Raw genomic sequence first — 14,863 nt, 5'->3', positions numbered from 1 at the left:
ACCAAAATGCAGCCCCGCCGTCAGCCCTGCAGCAGTTGCCGCAGCACAAACGGCAAGATGCCGCCGGCACGGTAGTACTCCACCTCGATGGGCGTGTCGATGCGCAGACGCAGCGTCGCCACGGTACGGCTGCCGTCGGCGCGGGTCACCACCAGCTCGGCATCACTCTGGGGCTGCAGGTCGGGGTCGAGGATGATGTCGATGTGCTCGTCGCCGGTGAGTTCCAGGGTCTGCCAGCTTTCGCCGCCCTTGAACTGCAGGGGCAGCACACCCATGCCCACCAGGTTGCTGCGGTGGATGCGCTCGAAGCTCTTGGCCACCACGGCCTTGATGCCCAGCAGCTGCGTGCCCTTGGCCGCCCAGTCGCGGCTGGAACCGGTGCCGTATTCCTCGCCGGCAAACACCACGGTGGGCGTGCCCTGCGCCATGTAGCGCATGGCGGCGTCGTAAATGGACATCTTCTCGGCCTTGGCGCCGTGTTCCTCGAACTGGAACAGGGTGACGCCGCCCTCCTCGCGCGAGCCCGCGGCGTCGGCCGGCAGCATCAGGTTCTTGATGCGCACATTGGCAAAGGTGCCGCGCACCATGACATCGTGGTTGCCGCGGCGCGCACCGTAGCTGTTGAAGTCGGCCTTGGACACCCCGTTCTGGATCAGCCACTGGCCCGCTGGCGAGCTTTCCTTGATGGAGCCGGCCGGCGAGATGTGGTCGGTGGTGATGGAGTCGCCAAACAGCGCCATGATGCGGGCGTCAAACACATTTCCAGCATCATTCGGGCCTCTGGGCCTTATGGAATCTGCGTGAACAGCTCCTGAATCCATAGCAAACGTACTGAAGAACGGAGGCTCCGCAATGTAGGTGCTGTGCGGCCAGGTGTAGATCTGCCCGGCCACGCCCTTGATCTGCTCCCACAGCGGGCCCGGTTCGGTCTTGACCTTGCCGTAGTTGGCCTGGAAGGCCTTGCCGTTCATGGCGTGCGCGAGCAGCTGGTAGATCTCGTCGCTGGTAGGCCAGATGTCGCCCAGGTACACGGCCTGCTCCTGGCCGTCGGGGCCCTTGACCCAGCCCACCGGCTCCGTCATGAGGTCACGCTGCACGGTGCCGGCAATGGCATAGGCCACCACCAGCGGCGGGCTGGCCAGGAAGTTGGCCTTGAGATTGGGGTGGATGCGCGCCTCAAAGTTGCGGTTGCCGGACAACACGGCAGCACAGACCAGGTCGTTTTGCGTGATCATCGCATTGAGTTCGGGCGTGAGGTCGCCCGCGTTGCCGATGCAGGTGGTGCAGCCATAGCCGGCCACCGCAAAACCCAGCTGTTCCAGGTAGGGCAGCAGGCCGGTCTTGGTGAGGTACTCGGTCACGATGCGCGAGCCCGGCGCCAGCGAGGTCTTGATGTGGGGCTGCACCGTCAGCCCCGCCTGCACCGCCTTCTTGGCCAGCAGGCCCGCGGCCAGCAGCACGCTAGGGTTGGAGGTGTTGGTGCAGCTGGTGATGGCGGCGATGAGCACGTCGCCATGGCCCACACTGACCGTGTCAGCCGTGTGCCGGGTCGCCTGCGCCGGGGACTTGCTGGCCTCCAGCGTGGAGCGGTTCTGCACCATCTCGGCGACATCGCGGCTGGCGAGCGGGTCCAGCGCCGGTGGCGGCGGGGCCACGCTGTCCCACGCAGCCCGGGTGGGGTGCACCGGGTAGCGCATGCGCAGGCGGTCTGCCTTCTGGTTGAAGCCATTCTCGGCGTTGGGCTTGCTGAACAGTGCGGCAAACTGCCGCGCCACCTGCCCCAGCTCGATGCGGTCCTGCGGGCGCTTGGGCCCTGCCAGGCTGGGGGTGACGCTGCCCAGGTCCAGCTTGACCACCTGTGAGTAGTCAATGTCCCCCAGCCGGGGGATGCCAAACAGGCCCTGCGCCCGGAAGTAGGCTTCAAACGTCTCGATCTCGGCCTTGGTGCGGCCCGTGCCCTGGAAGTACTCGATGGTTTTTTCGTCCACCGGGAAGAAGCCCATGGTGGCGCCGTACTCGGGCGCCATGTTGCCGATGGTCGCCCGGTCGGGCAGTGCCAGCGTGCGTGTGCCCTCGCCAAAAAACTCGACGAACTTGCCCACCACCTTCTGCTGGCGCAGCAGCTCGGTCACGGTCAGCACCAGATCGGTGGCGGTGACGCCCTCGCGCAGGCGCCCGGTGAGCTCCATGCCCACCACGTCCGGGGTCAGGAAGTACACCGGCTGGCCCAGCATGGCGGCTTCCGCCTCGATGCCGCCCACCCCCCAGCCCACCACGCCGATGCCGTTGATCATGGTGGTGTGGCTGTCGGTGCCCACCAGGGTGTCGGGATAGCAGGTGCCGTCCTTGGCCTGGTGGACGCCGCGCGCCAAGTATTCCAGGTTGACCTGGTGCACGATGCCAAAGCCCGGGGGCACCACGCCAAACGTGTCAAAGGCCTGCATGCCCCACTTCATGAATTCGTAGCGCTCGCGGTTGCGCTGAAACTCCAGCCGCATGTTCAGGTCCAGCGCGTCGGGCGTGCCGTAGTGGTCCACCATGATCGAGTGGTCCACCACCAAGTCCACGGGAACCAGGGGTTCGATGCGCTTGGGGTCCTTGCCCAACTTCACCGCCACACTACGCATGGCGGCCAGGTCGGCCAGCAGCGGCACGCCCGTGAAGTCCTGCAGCACCACGCGCGACACCACGAAAGGAATTTCATCGGTGCGCGCGGCGCGGGGTTCCCAGTTGGCCAGCTGCGCCACGTGCTCGGCGGTGACCTTGTTGCCATCGCAGTTGCGCAGCACGGACTCCAGCACGATGCGGATCGACACCGGCAGGCGGTTCACGCGAGGAAACTGGTCCGCCAGTTCCGGCAGGGAGTACAGCCGTCCCGTTTTTCCCGATGCCGTCTTGAAAGTCTTGAGGGTGGATGCGAACGCGTGGGACATGACAATCTCCTGTGAAGGGTATCAATGGCCCCATTCTGGCAGCAAGCCCATTGCCATGGCAAACACGTGCCTATTGGGGTGTCGCCAGCTCCCGCACCACTTCGTCGGCGTCGTCGCGCAGCTGCACAGCCATGTCGCTGGCCAGGGCCAGCCGGCGCAGCACCCAGGGGCTGAGATCGGTTTCAAAGGGGTCCGGCAGCCACATCGTCTCCGGCGCCACCCCGCGGGTGCGCGCCACACCTGCCGCACCCGCCGGCTGCGGGCCTTTGAGTGTCCCTTCGATCAGGGTAGCGGTCTGGCTCAGTGCCTGGCCGATCTGCTCGGGCTTGAGGTGCCCGCGCCGGCGCAGCAACATGGACTTGACGGCGGTGAGCTGCGCCAGCATCTGGTAGCTGTGCGCCAGCAAGCGCCCCAAGGGCTCCAGCGGAGGGCGCACCGCGCGCGGCTCCGAGAGGGAGCGCTGCGTGGCCTGCACCAGGGCTGACAGGCTGTCATACGCCTCCCGCCGGGCCAGCCGCCACGCCAGCTCGGGCGTGTTGTCTACGGCCTGCAACTGCCCCAGCCCCAGGGCCACGCGGGCGTGACGGGCCTGGGCCGCGAGCGTGCGGGCCACCAGCGCCGGAATCTGGGTGCGCTCCCACGACGGCAGCAGGTAGCTGAACGCCCAGGCAATGGCCACGCCCATCAGCGTGTCGGCCACGCGTTCGACCACTTCGAACACCGGGCTGACCCCGGCGTTGAGCATGTTCGCCTGCAGCAGGCCCAGCACTGTGGCCGCCACCGCCGTCACCAGATAGCGCTTGATGGCGAAGGCATGGGAGACAGCCTGGGCCAGCGTCACGATCACCAGCAGCACCCAATGGGATGGGTGGACCGCCAACAAGGCCCCCGCCAGCACGCAACCCACCAGCGTTCCCGCCACCCGGCTGTTGCGCCGCTCCAGCGTCTGCGCCAGGCTGCCCCGCAACACCACCACGATGGTCAGCAGAATCCAGTAGTCGTGCGTCCCCCAGGGCAGCGCCAGCGACAGGGCGTACGCCGTGCCAATGGCCAGCGCGGCCCGGATGGCGTGGCGCAGCGCCGGCGCCTCCCAGCGCCACAGTCCGCCAAAAGGCCGCCACGACCACGCCGTGGGGCTGACAAACATCTGCCAGGCCGTGCGCACGATGGCCAGGTCGGGCTCCAGTTCGCCACGCGCCAGGGCAATCAGGCGCAGCGCCTCATCATTGATGTTGCCCACGCGGTTGGCCAGGCCGCGGGCCAGCACGGCCGGCTCGGGGGTGGCCGCGTCGCCGGCGGATGGGGCCTCCGGCTCCCAGCGCAGTGCCGCCAGCTGGGGCCGGTGGCTGGCAAAGGGAATCGGACGGCGCCCTTGCAGCAGGGCATCCGCCAGCTGCGCAATTTCCTGGGCCATGGCTTGCAGCACCTCCCGCAACGCGCCGAGCAAGGGGGCGTGACCGGTATGGGTCTTCAGGGTATCGAGGTCCAGCTCGCAGGCCAGCAGATGGTCGCGCATTTCCAGCACCGCAATCAGCATGCCGGCCAGACGCTGGCGACCCGGTGTACGCGGCGACTCCAGCACGATGTTGCGGGCCGCCTGCAACTGGTCGGCCAGCGCCGCCTGCTGTTGCAGGATCTGGCCAATCAGGGGGCGTTGTGCCCCTTGCGGCGCTTCCCCCGGTGCAAACTGCTGCGCCTGCGTGCGCATGAGCGCGGCAAGCGACAACAGCGTGTCGGCCAGCATCTGGACCCGGTAGCGGGCGTTGAGCACGGCATTGGACAACGTGGCGTAGACCACATACAGGCCCGCACCCAGCGCGAAATACAGGCTGCTGACCCCGGCGGTGGTGTTCTGCGGCACCGCCATGGAAAAGACCATCGCAAACATGATGGAGATCGAAATCGGCAAGCCGCGCTTGCCCCAGGCCGCCCCCAGAAATGCCACGAACGTGGCCGGCACCAGCAGCAGCCCCAGATGAACGGGCGCGGCGTGCAGCCGTTGCACGGCCCAGAACAACGGTAACCCGATCAGGGCGGCCGGCAGCAATTGCCAGAACTTGCCGCGCCGGGGCGCCGCCTGGTCTGGCGGAATGCAGACCACCACGCCGACGGATGCCACCGCCGCGGCAAAACTGCCCAGCAGGTAATGGACGCTGCCAGAGATCAGCAGCAGCCCCAATGCCGCCGACAGACCGTTGAGCACATAGTGGCTCAGCAGCACACGCAGGGCCGCCTGGAAACGGAAATCGGAGGAACGCACCATCAGGCCGTCATCGGGTTGGGGAACATGGAAACTCCGCTAGGCAGGAACACCGCAGCAGCACAAAACCGTTGCCGGCCAATATAGCTGTTTTAGGTGCGCCCGACCCGCGGCAGTGACAGCCCAGCCAGGTAGGCATCCAGCGCCTGCGCGCCGACCACCTCCAGGTCAAAGGCCTTGGGGTCCAGCAGCCAGTTATGCATCAGGCCGTCGATGAGCGCGTGCAGTCCGATGGCCGCTGGGCGCACGGAAATGCTTTTGGGCAATTGCCCGCTGTCCACCGCCAGCGACAACAGGCGGTGCAGGTCGTCCATGCACTCATCGCGCTCGGATATGTGACGCACGCGCAGGGCCAGCAACTCGTCCACGTACTCGACCTTGTGGGACGCGATTTCAAACACCCTTTGCACCTGCTGGTCGTGCACGGTCTGGTGGAAAGCCGTGGCAACGTTGCGGCACAGGTGCTGCAACGGATTTGCGGCCTCTTCCTCAGGGGATCTGTTGAGACTGGCCACCATGGGCAGGGTCACGCGCTGCAGCATGGCGTCAAACACATCGGCCTTGTTCTGGAAATGCCAGTAGATGGCGCCCCGCGTGAGGCCGGCATCCTGGGCAATCTCCTGCAGCGAGGTGCGCGACACCCCGCGACGCTGGAACACGCGCTCGGCGGCGTCCAGAATCTGGTCGCGGGTCAGCAAGGCGTCTTCTTTGGTACGGCGGACCATGATGGGCTTGGATTTACGAAGGGTTTACAACATACATTCAACGATGTATGTATACTAATTCAGAAATTTGCAATTGCCAGCAGTTTTTGTTGCACTCCCCTAGACTGGCGCAACACGACCGCTTTCGGCACCCCGGTCATCCCTCTCCCTGTCACAAGGATTTTCCATGTCCTCAACCCATTCTGTTGCTGATTTCCAAGGCCGCACCGCCCTCTTTCACCGCCCGGCCTTGCTGGCCCTGCTGCCGCTGGCCGCGATCCTGGTTGCCTGCGGCGCCAAGGACGGCACCCCTGCCGCCGGTCCCGGCGGCATGCCGCCCGCCGAGGTGGGCGTGGTCACCGTGGCGCCCCAGTCGGTGGCACTGCAGACCGAGTTGCCCGGGCGCGTGAGCCCGGTGCGCGTGGCCCAGGTACGTGCGCGCGTCACCGGTGTGGTGCAGCAACGGCTGTTCCGTGAAGGCAGCGAAGTCAAGGCCGGGCAGGTGCTGTACCGGATTGACGCCGCACCGTACCAGGCTGCTCTGGAAAGCGCCCAGGCCAGCGTCGTCAAAGGCCAGGCCAATCTGACCCAGGCAACGGCCCAGGTGGAGCGCTACAAGCCGCTGGTGGAAGCCAACGCCATCAGCAAGCAGGAATACGCGACGCTGGTCACCACGCAGAAGCAGGCCGAAGCCGACCTGGCCACCGCCAAGGCCGCCGTGCAGACCGCCCGCATCAACCTCGACTACGCCACCGTCACGGCCCCCATTTCCGGACGCATCGGCCAGTCGCTGGTGACCGAGGGCGCCCTGGTGAGCCAGACCGAAGCCACCCAGCTCGCCGTCATCCAGCAAACCGGCACCGTGTACGTGAACTTCACCCAGTCCAGCACCGACGTGCTGCGCCTGCGCAAGGCCATTGCCTCCAAGCAACTGCGCAGCGCAGGCGACGGCTCGGTGCCCGTGCGCATTGTGCTGGAGGACGGTACCGAGCTGCCCAAGCCCGGCAAGCTGCTGTTTTCCGACCTGACGGTGGATGCCACCTCGGGCCAGATCACGCTGCGCGCCGAAGTAGCCAACCCCGACGGCCTGCTGCTGCCGGGCCAGTACGTGCGCGTGCGCCTGTCGCAGGCCGAACTGCCTTCGGGCGTGCTGCTGCCGCAGCAGGCGGTCACCCGCACCAATCAGGGGGACACCGTGCTGGTCGTCGGTGCCGATGGCAAGCCCGGCCCCCGCCCGGTCAAGGTCGGCAACGCGCAGGACAGCCAGTGGGTGATCCTGGACGGGCTCAAGCCCGGTGACCAGGTCATCGTGGACGGCTTCCAGAAAATGATGGTGCCCGGCGCGCCGGTCAAGGCCGTGCCCTGGAAGGGTGCTGGCGCGGCCGCCGACGCAGCAGCGCCTGCAGCTCCAGCAGCCTCGGCTCCCGCCGCCACGGCCTCGGCCACCAAATAAGGGGCACGTCCATGGCCCAGTTCTTCATCAACCGGCCCATCTTTGCCTGGGTCATTGCACTCTTCATCCTGGTGATGGGCAGCGTTGCGATCACGCAGCTGCCCGTGTCACAGTACCCGCCGGTGGCGCCGCCGTCCATCGTGATCACGGCCGGCTACCCTGGCGCCTCGGCCCAGACGCTGGAGGACAGCGTGCTCTCCGTGATCGAGCGCGAAATGAACGGCTCGCCCGGCATGATCTACATGGAATCGGTGGCGCAAGCCAACGGCACCGGCACCATCACCGTCAGCTTCGAGCCCGGCACCAACCCCGACCTGGCGCAGGTCGACGTGCAGAACCGCCTGTCGCGGGCCACCCCCCGCCTGCCGGCCGCAGTGACGCAGCAGGGCGTGCGGGTGGACAAGTCGCGTTCCAACTTCCTGCTGTTCACCATGCTGTCGTCGGACAACCCCGACTTCGACGTGGTGGCACTGGGTGACTACGCTTCGCGCAACGTGCTGCCTGAAATCCAGCGCCTGCCCGGCATCGGCCAGGCCCAGCTGTTCGGCACCGAGCGCGCCATGCGCATCTGGATCGACCCCGCCAAACTCACCGGCTACAACCTGTCCGCCGCCGATGTGAACAACGCCATCAAGGCGCAAAACGCGCAGGTCTCCTCCGGCGCCATTGGTGATCTGCCCAACATCACCGGCCAGGGCATTTCGGCCACCGTGGTGGTGAACGGCCAGCTCAGCAGCGAAGCGCAGTTCGGCAACATCGTGCTGCGGGCCAATGCCGACGGCTCGGCTGTGCGCCTGAAGGACGTGGCGCGCATCGAGCTGGGCGCCCAGTCCTTCGCCACCTCGGCACGCCTGAACGGGCAGCCCGCCACCGGCATCGGCGTTCAGCTGGCGCCCAGCGGCAACGCCCTGGCGGCCGCCCAGGCCGTGCGCCAACGCATGGAACAACTGCAGCCCTACTTTCCCAAGGGCGTGAAGTGGACCATTCCCTACGACAGCTCGCGCTTCGTGAAGATTTCCATCAGCCAGGTGGCAGAGACCCTGGTGGAGGCCATCATCCTGGTGTTCCTGGTGATGTTCCTGTTCCTGCAGAACTTCCGCTACACCATCATCCCCACCATCGTGGTGCCGGTAGCACTGATGGGCACCTTCGCCACCATGCTGGCACTGGGCTTTTCCATCAACGTGCTGACCATGTTCGGCATGGTGCTGGTGATCGGCATCGTGGTGGACGATGCCATCGTGGTGGTGGAAAACGTGGAGCGCATCATGAGCGAGGAAGGCCTGCCACCGCTGCAGGCCACGCGCAAGGCCATGGGCCAGATCTCGGGCGCCATCGTCGGCGTGACCGTGGTGCTGATTGCGGTGTTTGTGCCGCTGGCCTTCTTCAAGGGCTCGGTCGGCAACATCTACCGCCAGTTCTCGGCGGTGATGGTCAGCTCCATCGGCTTCTCGGCCTTCATGGCGCTGTCGCTCACCCCGGCCTTGTGCGCCACCCTGCTCAAGCCGGTGGAAGCCGGCCACCACCACGCCAAGAGCGGCTTCTTCGGCTGGTTCAACCGCGGCTTCTCCCGCACGGCCAAGAACTACGAGGGCTTTGTGGCCCGCCTGCTCAAGCGAGCCGGCCGCTATCTCATCATCTACGTGGCCATCATTGCGGCGGTGGTGGTGTTCTACCTGCGTCTGCCCACCTCCTTCCTGCCCAATGAAGACCAGGGCACCATGCTGGTCAACGTGCAACTGCCGCCCGGCGCCACCCAGGAGCGCACGCTCAATGTGATGCAGCAGGTGGAAGGCTTCATCCTCAAGCAGCCCGAAGTGCAAAACATGGTGAGCGTGCTGGGCTTCAGCTTCTCCGGCCAGGGACAGAATGCCGCACTGGCTTTTGTGACCCTCAAGGACTGGTCCGAGCGCAAGGGCGAAGAGCACTCCGCCCAGTCCCTTGCAGGGCGCGCCTTTGGCGCCCTCATGGGGATTCGCGACGCGTTCATCTTCCCCCTGAGCCCGCCACCCATTCCCGAACTGGGCACGGCCTCAGGCTTCACCTTCCGTCTGCAGGACCGCGGCGGCAAGGGCCACGACGCCCTGGTGGCCGCACGCAACCAGTTGCTGGGCATGGCCTCCAAGAGCAAGCTGCTTACCCAGGTTCGTCCGGACGGGCTGGAAGATGCATCGCAGCTGCAGATCGACATTGACCGCGACAAGGCCAGTGCCCTGGGGGTGGGTTTTGATTCCATCAACGCCACCATCTCCACGGCGCTGGGCTCGGCCTACATCAACGACTTCCCGAACCAGGGTCGCCTGCAGCGCGTAGTGGTGCAGGCCGACGCCATGTCGCGCATGCAACCCGAGCACATCCTGCAGCTGACCACCGCCAACGCCCAGGGCAAGCCGGTGCCGCTGTCCGCCTTTGCCAGCACGCGCTGGGTCAAGGGAGCCATGCAGACGGTGCGCTACAACGGCTACCCGGCCATGCGCATCGGCGGCTCGGCGGCTCCGGGCTACAGCTCGGGCGCGGCCATGGACGAAATGGAAAAACTGGCTGCCCAGCTGCCCGAGGGCTTCGCCTTCGAGTGGACCGGCCAGTCCCGCGAGGAAAAACTGGCGGGCTCGCAAGCCATGGTGCTGTACGGCTTTGCCATTCTGGCGGTGTTCCTGTGCCTGGCGGCGCTGTACGAGAGCTGGTCCATCCCGCTGGCGGTGATTCTGGTGGTGCCCCTGGGCGTGCTGGGCGTGCTGCTGGCCACGGTGCTGCGCGGCTATGCCAACGACGTGTACTTCCAGGTGGGCCTGATCACCATCATCGGCCTGTCGGCCAAGAACGCCATCCTGATCATCGAGTTCGCAAAGGACCTGCAGGCCCAGGGCAAGGGCGTCATCGAGTCGGCGCTGGCGGCCGCGCACATGCGCTTTCGCCCCATCCTGATGACCTCCATGGCCTTCATGCTGGGCGTGCTGCCACTGGCCATAGCCAGCGGCGCGGGCTCGGCCAGCCAGCGCGCCATCGGCACCGGCGTCATCGGCGGCAGCCTGGTGGGCACCGTGCTGGCCGTCTTGTTTGTCCCGATCTTTTTCGTGGTGGTGCGCAGCTTTTTCAAGGGCAGCGAACGCCAGCACCAGTTTGATGCCGAGCACGGTCACCAGATAGGAGTCGACACCCATGAATGACCTGCGCATGCACCACCCGCAGCCCTCGCAGCCCCTGCTGCGCCTGAGCACCCTGGCTGCCGCCCTGTGGCTGGCCGGCTGCAGCTTCATCCCCAGCTATGAACGCCCGCCAGCACCCGTGGCCGGCAGCTTTGCCAACGCGCCGGCCACCGCCCAAACGGCAGCCGCGAGCGCGCCCCGGGTGGCAGCCGATATCGACTGGCAGGACTTCTTCCGGGACGCCCGCCTCAAACGCCTGATCGAGCTGTCCCTGCAGGCCAACCGCGACCTCCGCGTGGCGGTGCTCACGATTGAGCAAACCCGCGCCAAGCTGCAGGTGGCCCGGGCCGACCTGCTGCCCACCGTGAATGCCGGCATCACCGGCTCGCGCGGCGCCACGGCCTCGGGAGCCGTGGGCAGCACCTTCACGGCCGGTTTGAGCGTCACCGCCTACGAGCTGGACCTCTTCGGCCGGGTCCGGGCCCTGAGCCAGGCCGCGCAGGCGCAGCTGCTGAGCACCGAGGAAGCGCGCAAGACGGTACAGATTGCGCTGATCGCCTCGGTCGCCAACACCTACCTGAACCTGCTGGCCGACGACGAGCTGCTGCGGGTCACGCGCGAGACGCTGGCCACGCGCCAGGAGTCGCTCAGGCTCACCCAGCTCAAGTTCGACAACGACGCGGCCTCCAAACTGGACCTCAGCCAGGCGCAGTCCCTGCTGGAAAGCGCCAAGGCCTCGCTGGCCCAGCTCACCCGTCAGCGTGCACAGGACGAAAATGCCCTGGTGCTGCTGGTGGGCCAGCCACTGCCGGCCGACCTGCCCGCCAGCCTGGCCCTGACGGGCCAGAACCTGCTGCCCGACCTGCCAGCCGGTGTGCCCTCCGAGCTGCTGGTGCGCCGCCCCGACGTGCGGCAGGCCGAACAGCAGCTGCTGGCCTACAACGCCAACATCGGCGCGGCCCGGGCCGCCTTCTTCCCGCGCATCACCCTCACCGGCAGCGTGGGCGTGGCCAGCAGCGACCTCGACAAGCTGTTCACCACTGATACCTCGGCCTGGACCTTTGCGCCCCAGTTGCTGGTGCCCATTTTTGATGCCGGACGCAACCGCGCCAACCTCGACGCCGCCAAGGTCAGCCGCGACATTGCGGTGGCCCAGTACGAGAAAGCCATCCAGACCGGCTTCAAGGAAGTCTCCGACGCCCTGGCCGGCCGCGCCACACTGGACGAGCAGCTGCGCGCCCAGACCGCGCAGCTGGACGCCGAAAAAACGCGCATGCAGCTGACAGACCTGCGCTTCAAGGCTGGTGCAGCCAACTCCTTTGAGGTGCTGGACGCCCAGCGTTCGCTGTTTGCGGCGCAGCAGGCCCTGGTGCAGGTGCAGGTGCAGCAGGTGCAGAACCTGGTGACGCTGTACAAGGTGCTGGGTGGCGGCTGGAAAGAGGCCACGGCAACCCCTTAACGGCGGTAAGTAGACCGGCTCGCTTGCGCAAATGCCGCCCCGCTACCGGGGCCACACCAGCAGGCAGCCGGTCACCAGCAGCACCACCGCGGTCAAAGTGCGAAAGCGCGCTTCGCTGACACGGTGGTGCAACCATTCCCCCAGCCACCAGCCGACTCCGATGACCGGCAAATAGGCCCCCACCATGGGCAGGGCACGGCCCAGCCGGCCATCGAGCCAGAACGCCAGGGTCAGGCCACTGTCGAGCGCCAGCCACACCACAATCAGGGTCATGCGAAAGCGCGCCTTGTTCAAGGGCAACCCCGACAGGGCGTACACCAGCAAGGGGCCGCCCGAGGCAAACAGACCATGGGTGATGCCGGCCTGCGTGATCAGCGCCTGGGTCAGCCAGACTGGGCGCGTGGTGAGAGGCGCAGCATGGTGGTTGCGCCACAGCGCGCGCGCCGCAAACCACACAATAAGCACGCCAAACACCTGGCGCATCAGCGACTCGTTCAGCCAGGGCTTGAGGCCATAACCCAGCACGGTTCCCGCAGCCATGCCGGGCAACACCACGCGCAGCAGCAGGTGACGGTCGATGTGGCCACGGTGGCGCCACGCCATGGCCAGACCCAGGGTCATGGACAAAGGCACCAGAACCGGCACCAGCGTGGCGATGGGCAGCACCAGCGCACCCAGCGCCAGAGCGATCACCGTGCCACCAAAACCGCTGATGACTTCGAGCGTAAATCCACACAGGATGAACGCCCCCAAGCTGATCCAGGTCCAATCCATGTGCGCCCAGAGTGGCTCAACGAAGCGTTTTCTTCTGCTGCCGGGCGACGTACCACTGCGCCAGACGCTCCACCACGGCGTTCATCTGGCCCTTCAGACCCGGTTCCGGCGCGTGAGCATGGCCGCCATGCAGGTCCATATCCTGCCCGCCCGCCTGGTACATCTGGGCAAACATGTCGAGCACCTTCTTGCGCACCATGCCGCGCAAGGGGATGTGGCTCATCATGCCGTAGGTCGCCGCGCTGCCGCTCTGTGCCAGTTCCGGGTGGGCCTTGACGGTCGCCACCGCTTCGCGCAGGTCGCTCAGATAGGCATCCATCACCTCCAGGTGGCTGGCGGTGATCATGGCGTGCAGGCCGTCCGGCCTTTGCAGGCGGTTGACCTTCCAGCCCTTGGCATCCATCTGGTCGCCCACGGCAAAGATGTTGACCCCGGGGTCCGCAGACCCGTAGCCCAGCAGCGGCCCTGTGGGATCTCCCATCACATACAGCTCGGGAATGGCTTGAACGCCCTGCTTCATCTTGTCAAAAGCCTGCGTGGTGCGCTGCGCCAGATCACGGTAGCCGCTCTTGCCAAAGTGCTGCATGGCAGCCCACGCGGCCGCATAGGCGCCGCCGGGGCGCGTTCCCAGCAAGGCGGGGGAAGCAAACACGCCGCCAGGCCAATCCTCGTACACAAACATCTGGTGCTTGAGGTAGTCGAGATTGCGGTAGGTGATGGTAGACGCCCCCTTGGAGGCAAAACCGTATTTGTGGATGTCGGCAGAGATACTGGTCACACCGGGCACGCGGTAGTCCCACAGCGGCAGCGGGCGCCCGTTCATCTCCATGAACGGCAGGATGAACCCACCCACGCAGGCATCCACATGCAGGGGTATCCTGCGCTTGAGCGCAATGGCGCCCAAGGCTTCGATGGGGTCTATGGTTCCGTGCGGGTACTCGGGGGCGGAGCCCAGAATCATGACCGTATTGCGGTTGCACAGACGCGCCAGTTTCTTCACATCGGCACGCAGGCTCTTGTCCAACGGCAGCCGGCGCACTTTCACGCCAAAATATTCGGAGGCCTTGAACCAGGCCACATGCGCGGTGACCGGCAGCACCATCTCAGGGCGGGTAACGCCACGCGTGCGGGCCAGATCGCGGTAGGTCTTGACGGCCAGCAGACAACTTTCGGTGCCGCCCGAAGTGACCACACCGCACACTTCGGGTGTCCCGTGCAACAGGTCAGCCACGCTGGCAATGATGTCGTTCTCGAACCGCTTGAGACTCTTGAACGCCGTGGGGTTGAGGCCGTTGGCGCTGGAAAACTCCTGGTAGGCCTCGCCCAGGAAATGGGCGTATTCCTCGTTCAGGTAGTACACCAGACTCCACAGGCGCCCCTCTTTGTAATGGGGGTCGTCGCTGGCGTAGGTCTTGAGTTCAGCCAGCACGTCCGCCTGGGGACGACCTTGGCTGGGCAGAGCCATCTTGGTGTTCATGGTGTATTTCCTTTGGGTTTGAATCGGCGGTAGAGCCACAGCGCCAGCAGCCCCCCAATGAGGGCGGGTACGATAAAGCCCTGAAACTGGTGCACCAGGGCCAGGATTTCCTCCCAACGCCCTCCCACATAGCGCACGCCATACACCAGCAGCGGCAGCTCGATCAGCGCGGCCAGACCGTCGTAGACGAACAGGTGGCGGTAAGGCATCTTGAGCGAGCCCGCAGCCAGGAACAGGGCGGTGCGAATGCCAGGCAAAAACCGCACGACAAAAATGTAGGCCGGCCCATAGCGGTGCATCGTGGCCTGCATGGCTTCAAGCTTGTGGGGCGGCATGATGCGCGCCAGAAAAGGATGGCGCAGCAGGCCGGCGCCAAAACGGTGTCCCCAGTGAAACACCAGCGCATCGCCGCCCAACAGGCCAAACCAGGCCACCACCATCAATGGCACCGGTTCCATCACCCCCTTAAGCGTGAGGGCGCTGGCGGCCAGCAACACAATGTCCTCATTCATCGGCAAACCGATGCCGCAACCGAACAACAAAGCGAACATCACGCCATACGCAGGCATGCCCTGCAACGATTGCACAAAGGGCCAGACCGATTCCATCATGGAGTTTTCCGTTTCTCAAAAAGGTCCACCGGGCACTGCACACGCC

At 66.0% G+C, this 14,863-nt stretch carries 9 protein-coding genes; 3 read left to right on the top strand and 6 right to left on the bottom strand.

The genetic code is table 11. The annotated features are described in order from the left end of the window. Positions 1–20 precede the first annotated feature (20 nt). The 3 genes from AC1Q5W_RS14265 to AC1Q5W_RS14255 form a co-directional block, all read right to left on the bottom strand. Complete coding sequence (locus AC1Q5W_RS14265; RefSeq protein WP_492643494.1) at positions 21–2,933, bottom strand: aconitate hydratase; 2,913 nt, start codon at positions 2,931–2,933, stop codon at positions 21–23. A gap of 70 nt (positions 2,934–3,003) precedes the next feature. Further along, positions 3,004–5,196, bottom strand: a complete 2,193-nt coding sequence (locus tag AC1Q5W_RS14260; RefSeq protein WP_492643495.1) for an FUSC family protein — start codon at positions 5,194–5,196, stop codon at positions 3,004–3,006. Between the two features lie 89 nt (positions 5,197–5,285). Then, positions 5,286–5,918: a TetR family transcriptional regulator gene (locus AC1Q5W_RS14255; protein WP_492643496.1), complete on the bottom strand. Its 633-nt coding sequence runs from the start codon at positions 5,916–5,918 to the stop codon at positions 5,286–5,288. Positions 5,919–6,084: 166 nt separating this feature from the next. Here AC1Q5W_RS14255 and AC1Q5W_RS14250 point away from each other — a divergent pair, with 166 nt between their 5' ends. The 3 genes from AC1Q5W_RS14250 to AC1Q5W_RS14240 are packed head-to-tail and all read left to right on the top strand — an operon-like array spanning position 6,085 to position 11,955. After that, positions 6,085–7,350 carry an efflux RND transporter periplasmic adaptor subunit gene (locus tag AC1Q5W_RS14250; protein ID WP_492643497.1) on the top strand — a complete coding sequence of 422 codons (1,266 nt, stop codon included), beginning with the start codon at positions 6,085–6,087 and terminating at the stop codon, positions 7,348–7,350. An 11-nt stretch (positions 7,351–7,361) separates the two neighbouring features. Then, entirely contained in the window at positions 7,362–10,517 is a 3,156-nt protein-coding gene (locus AC1Q5W_RS14245) for an efflux RND transporter permease subunit (protein ID WP_492643498.1), read from the top strand. Further along, complete coding sequence (locus AC1Q5W_RS14240) at positions 10,510–11,955, top strand: efflux transporter outer membrane subunit (RefSeq protein ID WP_492643499.1); 1,446 nt, start codon at positions 10,510–10,512, stop codon at positions 11,953–11,955. The genes AC1Q5W_RS14245 and AC1Q5W_RS14240 overlap by 8 nt, the downstream gene beginning before the upstream one ends. Before the next feature lie 42 nt (positions 11,956–11,997). Here AC1Q5W_RS14240 and AC1Q5W_RS14235 read toward each other — a convergent pair whose 3' ends face one another. From AC1Q5W_RS14235 to AC1Q5W_RS14225, 3 genes are read right to left on the bottom strand one after another with little or no spacing between them, the layout of a single operon-like run. Beyond that, positions 11,998–12,729, bottom strand: coding sequence for a sulfite exporter TauE/SafE family protein (locus AC1Q5W_RS14235; RefSeq protein WP_492643500.1), 732 nt, complete (start codon positions 12,727–12,729; stop codon positions 11,998–12,000). Positions 12,730–12,745: 16 nt separating this feature from the next. Next, on the bottom strand, positions 12,746–14,206 hold the full coding sequence (locus AC1Q5W_RS14230) for a pyridoxal phosphate-dependent decarboxylase family protein (RefSeq protein WP_492643501.1): 1,461 nt from the start codon (positions 14,204–14,206) through the stop codon (positions 12,746–12,748). Further along, positions 14,203–14,817, bottom strand: a complete 615-nt coding sequence (locus AC1Q5W_RS14225) for a DedA family protein (protein WP_492643502.1) — start codon at positions 14,815–14,817, stop codon at positions 14,203–14,205. Before AC1Q5W_RS14225 ends, AC1Q5W_RS14230 begins: the two co-directional genes overlap by 4 nt. Between the last annotated feature and the right edge of the window lie 46 nt (positions 14,818–14,863).

The sequence above is a fragment of the Rhodoferax sp. MLSD5-FHT05B10 genome, assembly GCF_058793415.1.
This window is presented reverse-complemented; position numbering and strand designations above follow the sequence as displayed.

Excerpts from the sequence above, each read along its gene's own strand:
- AC1Q5W_RS14260 (WP_492643495.1), bottom strand. The coding sequence starts at position 5,196 with ATGGTGCGTTCCTCCGATTTCCGTTTCCAGGCGGCCCTGCGTGTGCTG.
- AC1Q5W_RS14225 (WP_492643502.1), bottom strand. The coding sequence starts at position 14,817 with ATGATGGAATCGGTCTGGCCCTTTGTGCAATCGTTGCAGGGCATGCCT.
- AC1Q5W_RS14250 (WP_492643497.1), top strand. The coding sequence starts at position 6,085 with ATGTCCTCAACCCATTCTGTTGCTGATTTCCAAGGCCGCACCGCCCTC.
- AC1Q5W_RS14240 (WP_492643499.1), top strand. The coding sequence starts at position 10,510 with ATGAATGACCTGCGCATGCACCACCCGCAGCCCTCGCAGCCCCTGCTG.
- AC1Q5W_RS14245 (WP_492643498.1), top strand. The coding sequence starts at position 7,362 with ATGGCCCAGTTCTTCATCAACCGGCCCATCTTTGCCTGGGTCATTGCA.
- AC1Q5W_RS14255 (WP_492643496.1), bottom strand. The coding sequence starts at position 5,918 with ATGGTCCGCCGTACCAAAGAAGACGCCTTGCTGACCCGCGACCAGATT.
- AC1Q5W_RS14265 (WP_492643494.1), bottom strand. The coding sequence starts at position 2,933 with ATGTCCCACGCGTTCGCATCCACCCTCAAGACTTTCAAGACGGCATCG.
- AC1Q5W_RS14235 (WP_492643500.1), bottom strand. The coding sequence starts at position 12,729 with ATGGATTGGACCTGGATCAGCTTGGGGGCGTTCATCCTGTGTGGATTT.
- AC1Q5W_RS14230 (WP_492643501.1), bottom strand. The coding sequence starts at position 14,206 with ATGAACACCAAGATGGCTCTGCCCAGCCAAGGTCGTCCCCAGGCGGAC.